Origin of the sequence: Sphingobacterium sp. UBA7631, from assembly GCF_002483935.1 — a bacterium.
GTDB classification, from domain to species: domain Bacteria; phylum Bacteroidota; class Bacteroidia; order Sphingobacteriales; family Sphingobacteriaceae; genus Sphingobacterium; species Sphingobacterium multivorum.
Genome location: NZ_DLIX01000007.1, coordinates 518575 through 531343, shown reverse-complemented (window position 1 = coordinate 531343; position 12769 = coordinate 518575). Strand labels below are relative to the sequence as shown.

12 protein-coding genes and 1 tRNA gene are annotated in these 12769 nt (G+C 41.2%); 7 read left to right on the top strand and 6 right to left on the bottom strand.

Going from position 1 to position 12769, the window contains the following annotated elements; genetic code table 11:
• The first annotated feature begins 18 nt into the window (after positions 1-18).
• A complete protein-coding gene (gene sufD, locus B3P16_RS14145) occupies positions 19-1326 on the top strand; it encodes a Fe-S cluster assembly protein SufD (protein ID WP_201639994.1) in 1308 nt (435 codons plus the stop codon).
• Between the two features lie 518 nt (positions 1327-1844).
• On the opposite strand, the gene B3P16_RS14140 is transcribed toward sufD, so the two are convergent.
• Both B3P16_RS14140 and B3P16_RS14135 read right to left on the bottom strand, forming a co-directional pair.
• Positions 1845-1917, bottom strand: a tRNA-Gly gene (locus tag B3P16_RS14140).
• 59 nt (positions 1918-1976) lie between these two features.
• Positions 1977-3521: an NAD(P)/FAD-dependent oxidoreductase gene (locus B3P16_RS14135; protein WP_286843344.1), complete on the bottom strand. Its 1545-nt coding sequence runs from the start codon at positions 3519-3521 to the stop codon at positions 1977-1979.
• Between the two features lie 165 nt (positions 3522-3686).
• On the opposite strand from B3P16_RS14135, the gene B3P16_RS14130 reads away from it, so the two are divergent.
• The 5 genes from B3P16_RS14130 to B3P16_RS14110 all read left to right on the top strand — a co-directional run bounded on the left by B3P16_RS14130 (position 3687) and on the right by B3P16_RS14110 (position 7798).
• On the top strand, positions 3687-4265 hold the full coding sequence (locus B3P16_RS14130; protein WP_046673163.1) for a LemA family protein: 579 nt from the start codon (positions 3687-3689) through the stop codon (positions 4263-4265).
• Between the two features lie 155 nt (positions 4266-4420).
• Entirely contained in the window at positions 4421-4849 is a 429-nt protein-coding gene (locus tag B3P16_RS14125) for a TPM domain-containing protein (RefSeq protein WP_070561453.1), read from the top strand.
• A gap of 199 nt (positions 4850-5048) precedes the next feature.
• A complete protein-coding gene (locus tag B3P16_RS14120) occupies positions 5049-5810 on the top strand; it encodes a TPM domain-containing protein (RefSeq protein ID WP_046673124.1) in 762 nt (253 codons plus the stop codon).
• A 74-nt stretch (positions 5811-5884) separates the two neighbouring features.
• Positions 5885-7024 (top strand): TlpA disulfide reductase family protein, encoded by a 1140-nt coding sequence (locus B3P16_RS14115; RefSeq protein ID WP_286752798.1) that lies wholly within the window; start codon positions 5885-5887, stop codon positions 7022-7024.
• A 327-nt stretch (positions 7025-7351) separates the two neighbouring features.
• Complete coding sequence (locus B3P16_RS14110) at positions 7352-7798, top strand: hypothetical protein (protein ID WP_070561451.1); 447 nt, start codon at positions 7352-7354, stop codon at positions 7796-7798.
• Positions 7799-7965: 167 nt separating this feature from the next.
• On the opposite strand, the gene pfkA is transcribed toward B3P16_RS14110, so the two are convergent.
• From pfkA to B3P16_RS14090, 4 genes are all read right to left on the bottom strand, one after another.
• Complete coding sequence (gene pfkA / locus B3P16_RS14105; protein WP_046673127.1) at positions 7966-8940, bottom strand: 6-phosphofructokinase; 975 nt, start codon at positions 8938-8940, stop codon at positions 7966-7968.
• Between the two features lie 197 nt (positions 8941-9137).
• Positions 9138-10841, bottom strand: coding sequence for a protein-disulfide reductase DsbD family protein (locus tag B3P16_RS14100; RefSeq protein WP_286843342.1), 1704 nt, complete (start codon positions 10839-10841; stop codon positions 9138-9140).
• An 86-nt stretch (positions 10842-10927) separates the two neighbouring features.
• Complete coding sequence (locus B3P16_RS14095; protein WP_070561447.1) at positions 10928-11377, bottom strand: protein-disulfide reductase DsbD domain-containing protein; 450 nt, start codon at positions 11375-11377, stop codon at positions 10928-10930.
• Positions 11378-11532: 155 nt separating this feature from the next.
• A complete protein-coding gene (locus tag B3P16_RS14090; protein WP_286843341.1) occupies positions 11533-12303 on the bottom strand; it encodes a biotin--[acetyl-CoA-carboxylase] ligase in 771 nt (256 codons plus the stop codon).
• Between the two features lie 47 nt (positions 12304-12350).
• Between B3P16_RS14090 and rsfS the strand changes: the two genes are divergently transcribed.
• Positions 12351-12725: a ribosome silencing factor gene (gene rsfS, locus B3P16_RS14085; protein WP_046673130.1), complete on the top strand. Its 375-nt coding sequence runs from the start codon at positions 12351-12353 to the stop codon at positions 12723-12725.
• Positions 12726-12769: the final 44 nt, after the last annotated feature.

Sequence of the window (12769 nt, the reverse complement as noted above, 5' to 3'; positions counted from 1 at the left end):
ATTTGATTAAAAAATAACATGAGTACATTAGTTTCAGAATCATTACTTCAACAAGTGTTGGGAGCTTTCAAAGAGCAAGGCGTTTCAGACGAACCTTCGTTTTTCGTGGAAGCCCGCCAACTTGCATTCGAGCGTTTCGAAGCAGCAGGCTTTCCCACCGTTAAGAATGAAGAATGGAAATATACAAACATCCACAGTATTATCAATAAGCCTTATGCGCTTGATGTCGATGTGGATATCGAAGGCTTAGACTTTAGTGCAGGTGAGATTCCGCAGTTGGATGCCTACCGCATTATTTTGGTGAATGGTCAGTATGTATTAGCAGTAAGTGAATTAGAAAATGTAAAGGGACTGTCGGTTATTCCAATGGATGAAGCCACTTCAGAGCCTGCATTTGAGTCCCATTTTGCTAAATATGCGGATAAGTCAGACAATATTATGGTCGCTTTGAATACGGCTGCTTTTACCAATGGTGTTTTTATCCATTTGAAAAAGGGAGTTGTACTTGATAAACCAATACAGATTATTCACGTCGCTACAGGGAAAGAGGATTTCTTTGCACAAACACGTAATTTGATCGTTGTCGAGCCAAATGCAGAACTTGAATTGATCGAAAGCTTTATCACTGCAGAAGGTACCGCAAATAATGTGCACAATAAGGTCTCTGAGATTATCGTCAAAGAGAATGCTAAAGTACAACATTATTATTTGCAGCTCGCGGAATCTGTAAGCCGTTACTTTAATCATACAGAGGTATATCAAGAAAAATACAGTCTTTACAATAATTACAACTGTAATTTTCCAGGCGCTTCGTTTATCCGTAACAATATCAACGTCCGTTTGGATGCCGAGCATGTGGAGAGCCATTTATATGGAATCAACTTAACGGCTGCCGATCAATTGGTCGATAATCATACCATCGTAGACCACCTGAAACCACATTGTGAGTCCTATGAATGGTATAAAAATATTACACAGGACAAGTCCGTTGCGGTTTTCAATGGAAAAATCTTTGTGCGCGAGGATGCGCAGAAAACGAATGCTTTTCAACAGAATAATAATATGTTGATGTCAGACAATTCGGCGGTTTATACCAAACCACAGTTGGAAATCTTTGCCGATGACGTAAAATGTTCACACGGGTGTACCATCGGTCAGTTTGATAATGAAGCGCTGTTTTATCTGAGAGCAAGAGGAATTGGCGAAGAGTCTGCCCGTATCCTGTTGGTGCACGCATTTGCATTTGACGTAACGACACGTTTCTCAAATGAGGTTGTTCGCAAATATGTTGAAGAGCTTGTAGAAGAAAGCCTAAGAACAAATTAAATCCATTTAGGATCATATAGCTTTTAAATATGGCGTTTACTGAATAGGTAAACGCCATTTTTTTTCATAGACCAATACATCATAGCCTTCGTATCAAGCGCCAAGTTGCGTCTTGTTGCTCTTGCTTGGACGGAAGAGCGTTTAATCGTATTGGGAGAAGCGCTTAAAGTTATCATTGTTTGCTGTAGGGTAGACCCTAGTAATTTTGGATATCAACTTCGTCATTTTCACGGTATAACAACGGATCTTAATCGGAGCTACAACGCTATTTGTTCGCTCACAACCGAAGAAGCACCGAACAAGTACCGAACAAGCTCCGAAGAAGAACCGAGGAAGCTTCGAATGGAACCAACGTTAAAACTAATCCGTTCTTGGTACTTGCTTTAAATTGTGCTAATAATTTTTTCGGCAATTTTAGTTAAAATCAAACAAAGATAAAGGTGATGAAGGGCTGAAATGTAGGGAATAACAGAGCACTATTAAACGAAAAAAGCTTCCAAATTTTGGAAGCTTTTTTGAGCGAAAGACGAGATTCGAACTCGCGACCCCAACCTTGGCAAGGTTGTGCTCTACCAACTGAGCTACTTTCGCGTTGATGCTACAAAAGTAAGGCATTTATTCGTATTCTGCAAGAGGAAAAGCAAAAAATATTAACTTAAATTGATCGCATCAACACAATTAATACCGTCTATAGCCGCCGAAATGATACCGCCGGCATAACCTGCCCCTTCACCACAAGGGTAAAGTCCTTTGACCTGAGGGTGTTGTAAATCTTCTTTATTTCTAGGAATCCGAATCGGTGAAGATGTACGTGACTCTACACCGACTAAAATGGCTTCATTGGTATAATACCCTTTCATCTTTTTGCCAAAGATGGGCAACGCACCGCGTAATGCTTCGTGAACAAAAACAGGTAGCACTTCGGTGAGATCTGCAGATGCTGTTCCGGGCTTGTACGAGTTTTCTGGCAGATCCATAGATACACGTCCTTCGACAAAGTCGACCATGCGTTGCGCCGGAGCAACGAGCTTACCGCCACCTACGGCAAAAGCCTTTCGTTCGATCTCTTTCTGAAAATTCAGTAATGCAAATGGATCCTTATGTGCATTGGCAACGTCCTCAAGGTTGATCTGAATAACGGTGCCTGAATTGGCGTGCGGATTATTTCGTTTGGATGGTGACCATCCGTTGACAACGATTTCATCTAAATCTGTTGCACAGGGAGCAATGACGCCGCCTGGGCACATGCAGAATGAAAATACACCACGGTCATTCACCTGTTCAACCAGGCTATAATAGGCTGGCGGCAAATGCTCGCTTCTTACCTGGCAGTGGTATTGCGCCTGATCAATGATTGCCTGCGGGTGCTCGATACGCACGCCCAAAGCAAATGCTTTGGCTTCGATCAGCCAATTGTTGCGATGAAAAAGCTCGAAAATATCCCGCGCAGAGTGCCCTGTTGCTACAATGACATGATCTGCCTTAATTTCTTCACCATTGGCTAATTTGACACCGCGTACTTGACCGAAGGATTCTAAAATGTCATCGACACGTTGGTCAAAATGAAATTCGCCCCCAAATTCAAGGACGCTCTCGCGCATGGCTTCAATAATATGCGGCAATTTATTTGTACCGATATGTGGGCGCGCATTGACCAGAATATCCGTCGTTGCCCCATGGGAAACGAAAAGTGTGAGTACTTTGTCTACGTCACCTCGCTTATTGGAACGTGTATATAATTTTCCGTCTGAGTACGTTCCAGCTCCACCTTCGCCAAAGCAGTAGTTTGACTCAGGGTTTACGATGCCTTCCCGGTTCAACTTAGCTAGATCGCGTCTACGGTCTTGGACCTTTTTACCGCGTTCGATTACAATTGGTTTGAGACCACGTTCAATACAGCGTATTGCTGCAAACAGGCCGGCAGGGCCCGCGCCAATAATAATAACGGGTTTTCCGTCTTTAACGGACTTAAAATTATTTTCGTAGATTTCTGGAACAGGAAGCTCGTCAATGTAGTAAATAACCCGAGCTCGATAAACAACCTGCTTGCTTCGGGCATCAATGGAACGTTTGCGGATTTTATAACCTTTGACTTGTTGAGGTTGGACTTTCAGGGCTTTGATCCCTTGCTGTAGAATATACTGATCGTCCTCGATTCTTTCTGGAAGTATCGCAATTTCAATTTCTTTTTGCATAGTATAAGGGCTGGGTTTTTATCCCAAAACCGGGACAAAGTTAATGAATATTGGCTATTTGGAGATTTGGAAATAAAAATATTCTTATCTTAGTAAGAGCTTGGTATATGCTTTGATAGTGTAACCGTATAATTTGAATAGTATTTAATTCTTTGAACAATGAAAATTAAAAGATTTTTGGTCGCCCTATGTGGTTTATTTGCATTAGTATCATTAAACTCCTGTGGCTACAATACGATGGTCTCACAAGATGAGAATGTTAAAGGAAAATGGGCACAAGTTGAAAATGCGTATCAACGTCGTGCGGATCTAGTTCCAAATTTGGTTAATACAGTAAAAGGAGCGGCAAAACACGAAGAAAGTACATTGACAGCTGTTGTAGAAGCAAGAGCTAAAGCTACTTCCGTGACGATTAATGCCGATGATTTGTCTGAGGAGAATATTGCCAAGTTTCAAAAAGTTCAAGATGAATTCAGCGGTTCGTTGAGTCGTCTTTTGGCGTCTGTTGAAGCTTATCCTGATTTGAAAGCAAATCAGAACTTTTTGGAATTACAAGCACAGCTGGAAGGTACTGAAAATCGTATTTCAACAGAACGTAGATCTTACAATGAAGCGGTACAGCAATATAATACCACCGTACGCAGCTTCCCGAATAATTTAATGGCGGGGATGTTCGGATTTAAGGCAAAAGGTACATTTACTGCTGCCCCAGGTTCGGATAAAGCGCCAACGGTATCATTCTAACAGCAAATTGTTAGGAATAAACAGGATGATGGATGATGCGGCTTTCGTAGAAGCACATCATCCATTTTTTTATCGTGTTTTAATTAGTTTAGACCCTTTGAATTTAGAATAACCGGTATGGTAATCTAGTTTTGGAGTGCAAACGTATACAAACTATGGCATTAAATTCTGAAGAACAAGAGAAGATCGTTCACGCTATTAATGTGGCTGAAAATGAGACTTCTGGTGAGATTCGTGTAGTGGTCGAAAATCATTGCCCCGACGAGGTACATGATCGTGCAACCTATTATTTTTCCAAATTGGGCATGCACAAGACTACATTGAAAAATGGTGTTCTTATCTATATCGCGCTGGAAGACCATAAATTTTCCATTATTGGCGATAAGGGAATTCACCAACGTGTAGAAGGTGATTTTTGGAACAGTACCAAAGATCTAATGGTGGCGGAGTTTCGGGTGGATCGCATTGTTGAGGGCTTGGTCAAAGGGATCGAACATGCGGGTAAACAATTGGCAAAATTCTTCCCGCGTGAACACGATGACATCAATGAGCTTCCAAATGATATTGTTTTTGGAGACCGTTAGTTGTTAAGTGACCAGAAACAGTCCCGAGAAGCTATTCCCTGTCTCACAAATAAACTGATAAAGATCGTGATAAACCCGATTTCGGGATTCACCGAACGCCATTTGCATGAAAACTGCTCAAGGCAAATAAAAATGAATAAAAGAGAATTATAGGATGAAATTTGTATCGAGATTATTTTCTCGGGTTCGGATCCCTGCTATGGCTATGTTGCTTTGTTTGCTGTCGGTAGCCACAGTATTGGGTCAAGATTTCCCAGAAACATCAAATAGGCTTGTCAATGATTATACAAACACATTGACCGCAAGTCAGAAGCAATTATTGGAGCAGAAGCTATTGGCATTTGAGGATTCTGCATCTACGCAGATTGCAGTGGTTATGATGAATTCTACCGGTGGCTATGATATTTCTGATTATGCGGTTCGTTTAGCGAAAAAATGGGGTATTGGGAATAAAAAGTATAATAACGGTATTCTGTTGTTGGTCGCTCTGGGAGATCGGGCGGTGACTATTCAAACAGGTTACGGCATAGAGGGCGCTGTCCCGGATGCCATTGCATATCGTATTATTGAAAATGATATCAAGCCGGCTTTTCGTCAGGGCGATTACTACAAAGGAGTGGACGATGCGACCAGTTCCTTAATTTCCTACACAAAAGGTGAGTACAAAGCTGATCCAAAACAACCGAAAGGAAAGGGATCAGGTTCGGTGATGTTTGTTGTTATTATTGTGATAGTCTTGGTTGTTCTTTTCTCCAATCGCGGTGGACGAGGTGGTGGCGGTGGTGGCCGTGTGATGAATGGACGCGGCGCTTCTGATATCTTTTGGTGGACATTGCTGAATGGTCTTGGCGGCGGTGGCGGCCGAGGTGGCGGCGGTGGCTTCGGCGGAGGCTCTGGTGGCGGATTTGGCGGTTTCGGTGGCGGTGATTTTGGTGGTGGCGGTGCTTCCGGACGTTGGTAACATCTTTGCTAAATAATGTTAAATAGGACGACAGTGAAACGGAAATGTTTTACATTTATGGGAAGTATATAATTATGAAAAAGGGAATATTAATGGGTTTAAGCTTTTTACCAGCCTTGTTAATGGCACAAGAAAGCTTCACGGTTACAGGAAAAGTAAACACGACGTCAGACAAAGCGAAAGTGTTTATGCAGTATGCTGCGAATGGCACTCGTCAGACTGATTCAGCAACGGTCGTAAAAGGCGAATTTAAGTTCAACGGACAGGTAGCTACACCAACAAAAGGTATGATGATCTATTCGCCGGAGGGCTTAACTTTTGCAGAACTTAGAAATAGTCAAAAGCAACCTGAGACAGCACAGTTATATCTTTCTAAAGGCGTTATCAAAGTCGATGCAACCAAAGGGTTTAAAAATGCAACGGTCTCAGGTACGGCGCTTAATGACGATCTGACGCAGTACAAGGCTTTTGTGAAACCGCATACAGATGCGTTCGAGGCATTGAACCAACAATATTATGCGGCTTCGGAGACGCAAAAACAGGATCCTAAATTCATCGAAGGCTTACAAAAACAAGCTGGTGAGATTTCCGAAAAAATGGAAAAAGCAGATGCTGAATTTATTAACAAAAACCCAAAAAGCTGGTATACGTTGGATTTGTTGTCTGAGAATGTCAGCGGTGAAAACGTCAATGAATATGTAGCTTCTTTTGAGAAAATGTCTCCTGAACTGAAAAATTCTGAAAAAGGGAAGGAATTGGCTGAGCGTATCCAGAAATTGAAAGCAGTAGCTGTTGGTTCGGTAGCTCCTGACTTCACATTGCCAGACACAACAGGAAAGAATATTTCCTTATCTTCCTTAAGAGGAAAATATGTTTTGTTGGATTTTTGGGCAAGTTGGTGTGGTCCTTGTCGTCATGAGAACCCGAATGTCGTTGCGGCTTTCAATAAATTTAAAGATAAAGGATTTACCGTGTTTGGTGTTTCTTTAGACAATCCCGGTAAAAAAGATGCTTGGTTGAAAGCTATCCATGATGATAATTTACAACAATGGCCACATGTTTCAGACCTACAGGGCTGGAAATCAGCTCCGGTAAAATTGTACGAAGTACGTGGTATTCCGCAAAACTTCCTCATTGATCCTTCTGGTAAAATTGTCGCATCAAATTTAAGAGGTGAGGCTTTGGATGCGAAGTTAGCTGAATTGCTAAAGTAAACTGATATTTAGTTGCCATTGGGCATGAATAACCCCTAATTGTTATACTCATGTGAACTGAGTCTGCAATTAGGGGTTTCTTTTTATAGTCGTCCTCATCCAATCGCTTTTTTGGCGCCGCGACTAATTGACGACTCTAAAAGGCGAATAGCGTGACGACTGCAAAACATTGAATGAATTTGCTAACTTCGTCTGCTGCTATAGCGAATGATTGCGTGAAACCGCTATATCCTCGTAACAGCGGGATTAGGGGATGATGAATCCTAGGTATTTAAACATGGTGATCAATGGGATTTCTAGCGCTATTGGGGTTATAAAATTGTAAAGATGAAGAAAACAGTAATTTTGGGTATATTCTTGGGGACGGTGATTGCTTCCTGCGGTGGCGATCAAGATAAGGGAATTCCTGTTGTCAACCTAGAGGCGTTGCATGCCATACCTTTGGATCACCCGATTGATCAATTGGCTAAAGACACGACATTTATCGATGTTACGTTGCCGCCTAATGCCCGGATCGATCAGTTGTCACAACAGGAGCTGGGTCAACTAAAGGCTGCGGCATATCGTTTTTATCAGCATGTTACACTGGAAAATAATCAATACCGTGTTGATCTTAAAGATCCAAAGGTCCTACACCTATCGGAACAGGTTATTAAGGCATATGAACAGGCGATCAGCAATACGAATCATTTTGCGGACTCGATGGCCAAAGCTGGTCAGGCCATTCAGTTGCCGCCGGTATCTGAAGAATACCGCAATAATTTGCTTAAATAACAACTGGGATTGATATGGAGCTCATGTACGCTTATGGAATATGACCGTTCGGGTATCAGGCCTTTACAAAGAATTTGAACAAATCAAGAAACACAAGGCATAAAAAAAGAGTATACATCACGATGTATACTCTTTTTTTATTGTTAGTCAAGAATAAACTAGATAATTTACAACGAAAGGATTTCAATGATACGAAGCAGATCTTCATTCATTTTTACGTTATGCTTGATGGCGCTCTTAAAGGGTGTGAACCTTACTTCACTGCAGATCAGTCCGGCCATTTCACCTCTGCGGCCTTGTAGTAAAGCCTCTACCGCTGCAACTCCAAGCCTGCTGGCCAATACGCGGTCCATGCAAGTAGGGCTTCCGCCACGCTGAATATGTCCTAAAATAGATAATCTAACGTCGTAATGCGGGAAATTTTCCTTGATTTTTTCCGATACCACCATACCGCCTTCTTTGTCGCCTTCAGCAACAATAATAATGCGGGATGATTTATTTTTACGGCTTTTGTCAAGTCTTTTCATGATCGCATCATAGTCTACCTCGAACTCAGGAACCAGAACTGCCTCAGCACCGGTACTGATACCAGAACGGACGGCGATAAGACCAGAGTCGCGGCCCATCACTTCGATCACAAAAAGTCTATCGTGAGACTCGGCGGTGTCGCGAATTTTGTCTACGGCTTGGATAACTGTATTAATGGCTGTATCATAGCCAATAGTGAAGTCTGTGCCGGCCAAATCGTTATCGATTGTGCCCGGAAGACCGATGATAGGAAAATCGAATTCTTCGATAAATTTGGATGCGCCGGTAAATGTACCATCGCCACCGATAACAACCATGGCATCAATACCGTGGCTGCGTAAATTTTCATAAGCCTGCTTACGTCCTTCAATTGTTTTGAAAGCCTCGCTGCGGGCTGTTTTTAGGATAGTACCACCACGTTGTATGATATTGGCTACAGATTTAGCATCCATAGGGATAATCTCACCATTAACTAGACCATCATAACCTCTGCGTACCCCAAATACTTCAAGATTATTGTAGATCCCCGCTCTAACAACAGCGCGGATACCAGCATTCATTCCTGGAGCATCTCCTCCAGATGTCAAAACAGCAATTTTTTTAATGTTACTCATACGTACTCAAACTTAGCTATTTTTAAGCGTATATACAATTATATTTCCGTTATTAGAAGTCGCCAATATCGCTATTAAGAACAAGCAATCGCTTTATTAACTGCAATTCATCTAAGTGTGAGCTAAAGATAATGCAAATTTAATAATTGCTTGTTCTCTGCTGTTAATCTCGACGGATACCTTCTGCTGTATACAGGCTATTTTTTTGCCTTAAAGGCATCAATTCCGCTCTGTAAAAACGCTTTATATTGTTCAATATTTCTATTTGCACCAGACTGAGGTACCAATACCTTTCCAGTGGCGTCTACAATAACATATAACGGTTGTGAATTGCTATTGAACGTCGATGCTTGGAAATCACTGTTTTTATTTCCTATCGTTTTAATCTTTTTGCCACTGTATTTTGATACGAATTGTTCGTTTGCAGGTAATTCTGTTTTATCATCGACAAACAATTCGGCCATAACAAATTCTTCCTTCAATAGTTTGGCAACCGCAGGATCAGTCCAGACATTTGCTTCCATCTCCCGACAGTTAACACAGTTCCAACCTGTAAAATCTATCAATACAGGTTTATTCAGTTCTTTTGCTGTTTCCAAGGCCTGATCATAATCATAATATGGATCAAATCCTTTTGGTGTACCGCGTTCGTGAAAAATCTCCGCGTATTTTTTGACTTTACCATCACTGTGTGCGGGAGCGGCTGCTATTCCTGCCGACAGGTCAAAGTCCTGTGTTGCCGAGGGTGGCAAGAAAGCTGAAATTGATTTTAGGGGAGCTCCCCATAGCCCCGGTACCATATAGATAACGAAGGAGAATACAATGATAGCGAGAATAGTTCTCGGTACGGAGAGGAATTTTAATTCACTGTCATGTGAAAATTTAATCTTTCCAATAAGATATAAGCCCATCATACTAAAGATGGCAATCCATAGCGATAAGAACACCTCCCGATCCAGCCAATTCCAATGGTAGGCCAAATCTACATTTGATAAGAATTTAAGCGCCAGTGCGAGCTCTAAGAAGCCGAGTACAACCTTCACCGAATTTAACCAGCCACCAGATTTTGGAAGGGATTTTAACATCGAAGGGAACATTGCAAATAAGCCAAAAGGAATTGCAAGTGCTATAGAAAAACCGAGCATACCGATTGCGGGACCTAGGCGTTCTCCTTTTGAGGCCGCTTCGACCAATAAGGTGCCAATAATGGGGCCAGTGCAGGAGAAGGAGACCAGTGAAAGGCTGAATGCCATAAAGAAAAGCCCTACGAGACCGCCTTTGTCGGATTTGGCATCCATTTTATTGACAAAAGAACTCGGTAACGTGATTTCAAAAGCACCAAAAAAGGATGCGGCGAAAACAACTAATAAGAGGAAGAATAGGAAGTTAAATACCCCATTTGTGGATAAAGCATTCAATGCATCCGAACCAAAGGAAATGGTGATTATCATTCCTAAAGCGACATAGATCACAATAATAAAGAGACCGTAGAGGAGTGCCTTGCTGATACCGCTTGCGCGGCTTCCAGCCTGTTTTGTAAAATAACTTACGGTAAGTGGGAGCATTGGAAATATACATGGCATGAGTAGCGCTGCGAAGCCGCCAACTAATCCTGCGATAAAGATACTCCAAAGTGATTTTTTACTTGATTCTTGCCCGGAGGGAGCGTTCGCCTTAGCAGGAGCTATTTTGCTGCTGTCCTGACTAACCATTGTGTCAGGTGAAGCTGTAAAATTTAGATCCTCAGGTACCGCTTCAACAGAAGTAGCTGTATCCGGTGATGATTCAAATTGAAGTCCTTCTGTACTTGTTAAGCTATCTTGTGCGGAGGCAAAAGTTGCTGTCGTTAAAGAAAGACTGAAAAAAGCAATTAAAAGTAGAATGAATGTGTTTTTTAACATGCGTATGAATTTCTGATGTTATGGTCAAAAATAAAAAAAGGCGATGAGAATCGCCTTATTAATTTATCCGTGTAGAATCATTTTTACTATTTGATTGTCACAGCAAAAGCATATTCGTCTGGAGGAAGACATTGTGATGCATCACATGCTTGCCATTCAACAGTGCCTTTAACGGTGGCAGTTCCTTTGTTTAAAGTTACTTTTTGTTGGAAAATTACCTCGTTTGTAAAATAACCAACATCCATCTTAAATACATCTTCGTGTTTTACCTTAGGTTTCGGCTCTGCAGTTTTACCTACCAATGTATAATCTGCCGCTTTAGCAAAGTTGAAAGAAGTTGGAATTGGGCCGCCATCTTTCACATTTTGTGAATAAATGTGCCATCCATTTTGGATTGTAGCTTTCACATATACTACAGCTTCTTTGTTATTTAACTTTTTGCTCGCCACAGTCCATTTTACAGGTTTGTGAATCTGAGCGAATGCTCCCGTAACTGCAAAAATTACCACAGTCATTAACAGTATTAACTTTTTCATCAGAATTTAATTTGTTCTTTCCTTTTTCACTACAATGATTGCAGTGTGTTCTTGTTCTTTGATGCTTCGGGTGAATAAAGGTTTAATCACGCTGTTGACAAATTTAGAACAAAGGTTTGACAATTCTAAAATGGGTTATCCTTTTTTTGTAAAGATTAAGTAATAAGATGTGTAATTTCTTTGATATCAAATTCGCGCAAGGTGTCTTCCAAAAGAACCAGTAGCTTCCCGTCATTAGACACCTGTTGGATAATACCGGTCTTCTTGGTGCCGTCGACTAGGAATGGTCTTTCTTCACCTCTCCAAAACAATAACGCGTTGTAGCGGTTTAACTGATATTGAGCGCCCTCCTTATACAGGTTCAGGTACTCCTGTTGGATCACTTGGAATAACTCCTGTGCCAGTTCCTTGATGTTGTAATCCTGTCGATCGGTCAGGCAGGCGAGCGAGGTTATTGTTGTTGCTGTGTCAAAATTAAGTTGATTAATATTTACACCAATGCCAATAATTGCGTGCTCTATTTTACTGCCTTTTAATTTATTTTCTATTAAAATGCCTGTTATTTTCTTTGAATTGACGTAAATATCATTGGGCCATTTCACGGCTACAGGCTGCTCGGTTTTGCTTTTCAGCCAATTGACGGTTGCAATGGCGATTGTTGCGGAAAGTGCAAATTGTTCCGCTATTGGCAGGAAATGAGGCTTTAAGAGGATAGATGTCGTTAGGTTTTTCCCTGGTTCACTGACCCAGGAGCTTCCGCGCTGCCCCTTGCCCTGAAATTGTTCTTCTGCTAAAATGGCAGTCCCTTCAGCTAGTGGCTTGAAATTTGACAATAATTCCCTGAGATAATCGTTTGTAGAGGCGACTTTGTCAAGATATATTGCATTTTGACCGATGATAAGTCCCGAAATATTGTTATTTTGCAAACTGAAAGTATTAAATAAATATTAAGTCAAAACTATCACATTTTTTAATGAGTAAAAATAAAAGTTCAGAATTGTCCCAACGTCTATCAGAAATTATCGTTTATGGTATGCAAGAAAAGAAAGCAAACGAGATCGTTCGCTTGGATTTAAGAGATCTTCACAGTTCTGTTTCCGATTATTTTGTGATTTGTCATGCCGACTCTAACATTCAGGTGAATGCGATAGCAAAGAGTGTCGAAGAAGAAGTCTATAAGGCATTTGGTCAAGAACCCCAATATAAAGAAGGGCAATCCAATGGTGAATGGTTGATTTTGGATTTTGTGGATGTGGTTGTACATATCTTTAAGACCGAAAAAAGAGCGCATTATGGTATCGAGGATTTATGGGGAGATGCAGAAGTACAGCATTTCCAAAGCGCTTAATTGTTCTCAACGAAAAAATTTATAAAGAAAATATAATTACGATA

Excerpts from the sequence above, each read along its gene's own strand:
- B3P16_RS14115 (WP_286752798.1), top strand. The coding sequence starts at position 5,885 with ATGAAAAAGGGAATATTAATGGGTTTAAGCTTTTTACCAGCCTTGTTA.
- B3P16_RS14095 (WP_070561447.1), bottom strand. The coding sequence starts at position 11,377 with ATGAAAAAGTTAATACTGTTAATGACTGTGGTAATTTTTGCAGTTACG.
- sufD (WP_201639994.1), top strand. The coding sequence starts at position 19 with ATGAGTACATTAGTTTCAGAATCATTACTTCAACAAGTGTTGGGAGCT.
- B3P16_RS14135 (WP_286843344.1), bottom strand. The coding sequence starts at position 3,521 with ATGCAAAAAGAAATTGAAATTGCGATACTTCCAGAAAGAATCGAGGAC.
- rsfS (WP_046673130.1), top strand. The coding sequence starts at position 12,351 with ATGAGTAAAAATAAAAGTTCAGAATTGTCCCAACGTCTATCAGAAATT.
- B3P16_RS14100 (WP_286843342.1), bottom strand. The coding sequence starts at position 10,841 with ATGTTAAAAAACACATTCATTCTACTTTTAATTGCTTTTTTCAGTCTT.
- pfkA (WP_046673127.1), bottom strand. The coding sequence starts at position 8,940 with ATGAGTAACATTAAAAAAATTGCTGTTTTGACATCTGGAGGAGATGCT.
- B3P16_RS14110 (WP_070561451.1), top strand. The coding sequence starts at position 7,352 with ATGAAGAAAACAGTAATTTTGGGTATATTCTTGGGGACGGTGATTGCT.
- B3P16_RS14120 (WP_046673124.1), top strand. The coding sequence starts at position 5,049 with ATGGCTATGTTGCTTTGTTTGCTGTCGGTAGCCACAGTATTGGGTCAA.
- B3P16_RS14125 (WP_070561453.1), top strand. The coding sequence starts at position 4,421 with ATGGCATTAAATTCTGAAGAACAAGAGAAGATCGTTCACGCTATTAAT.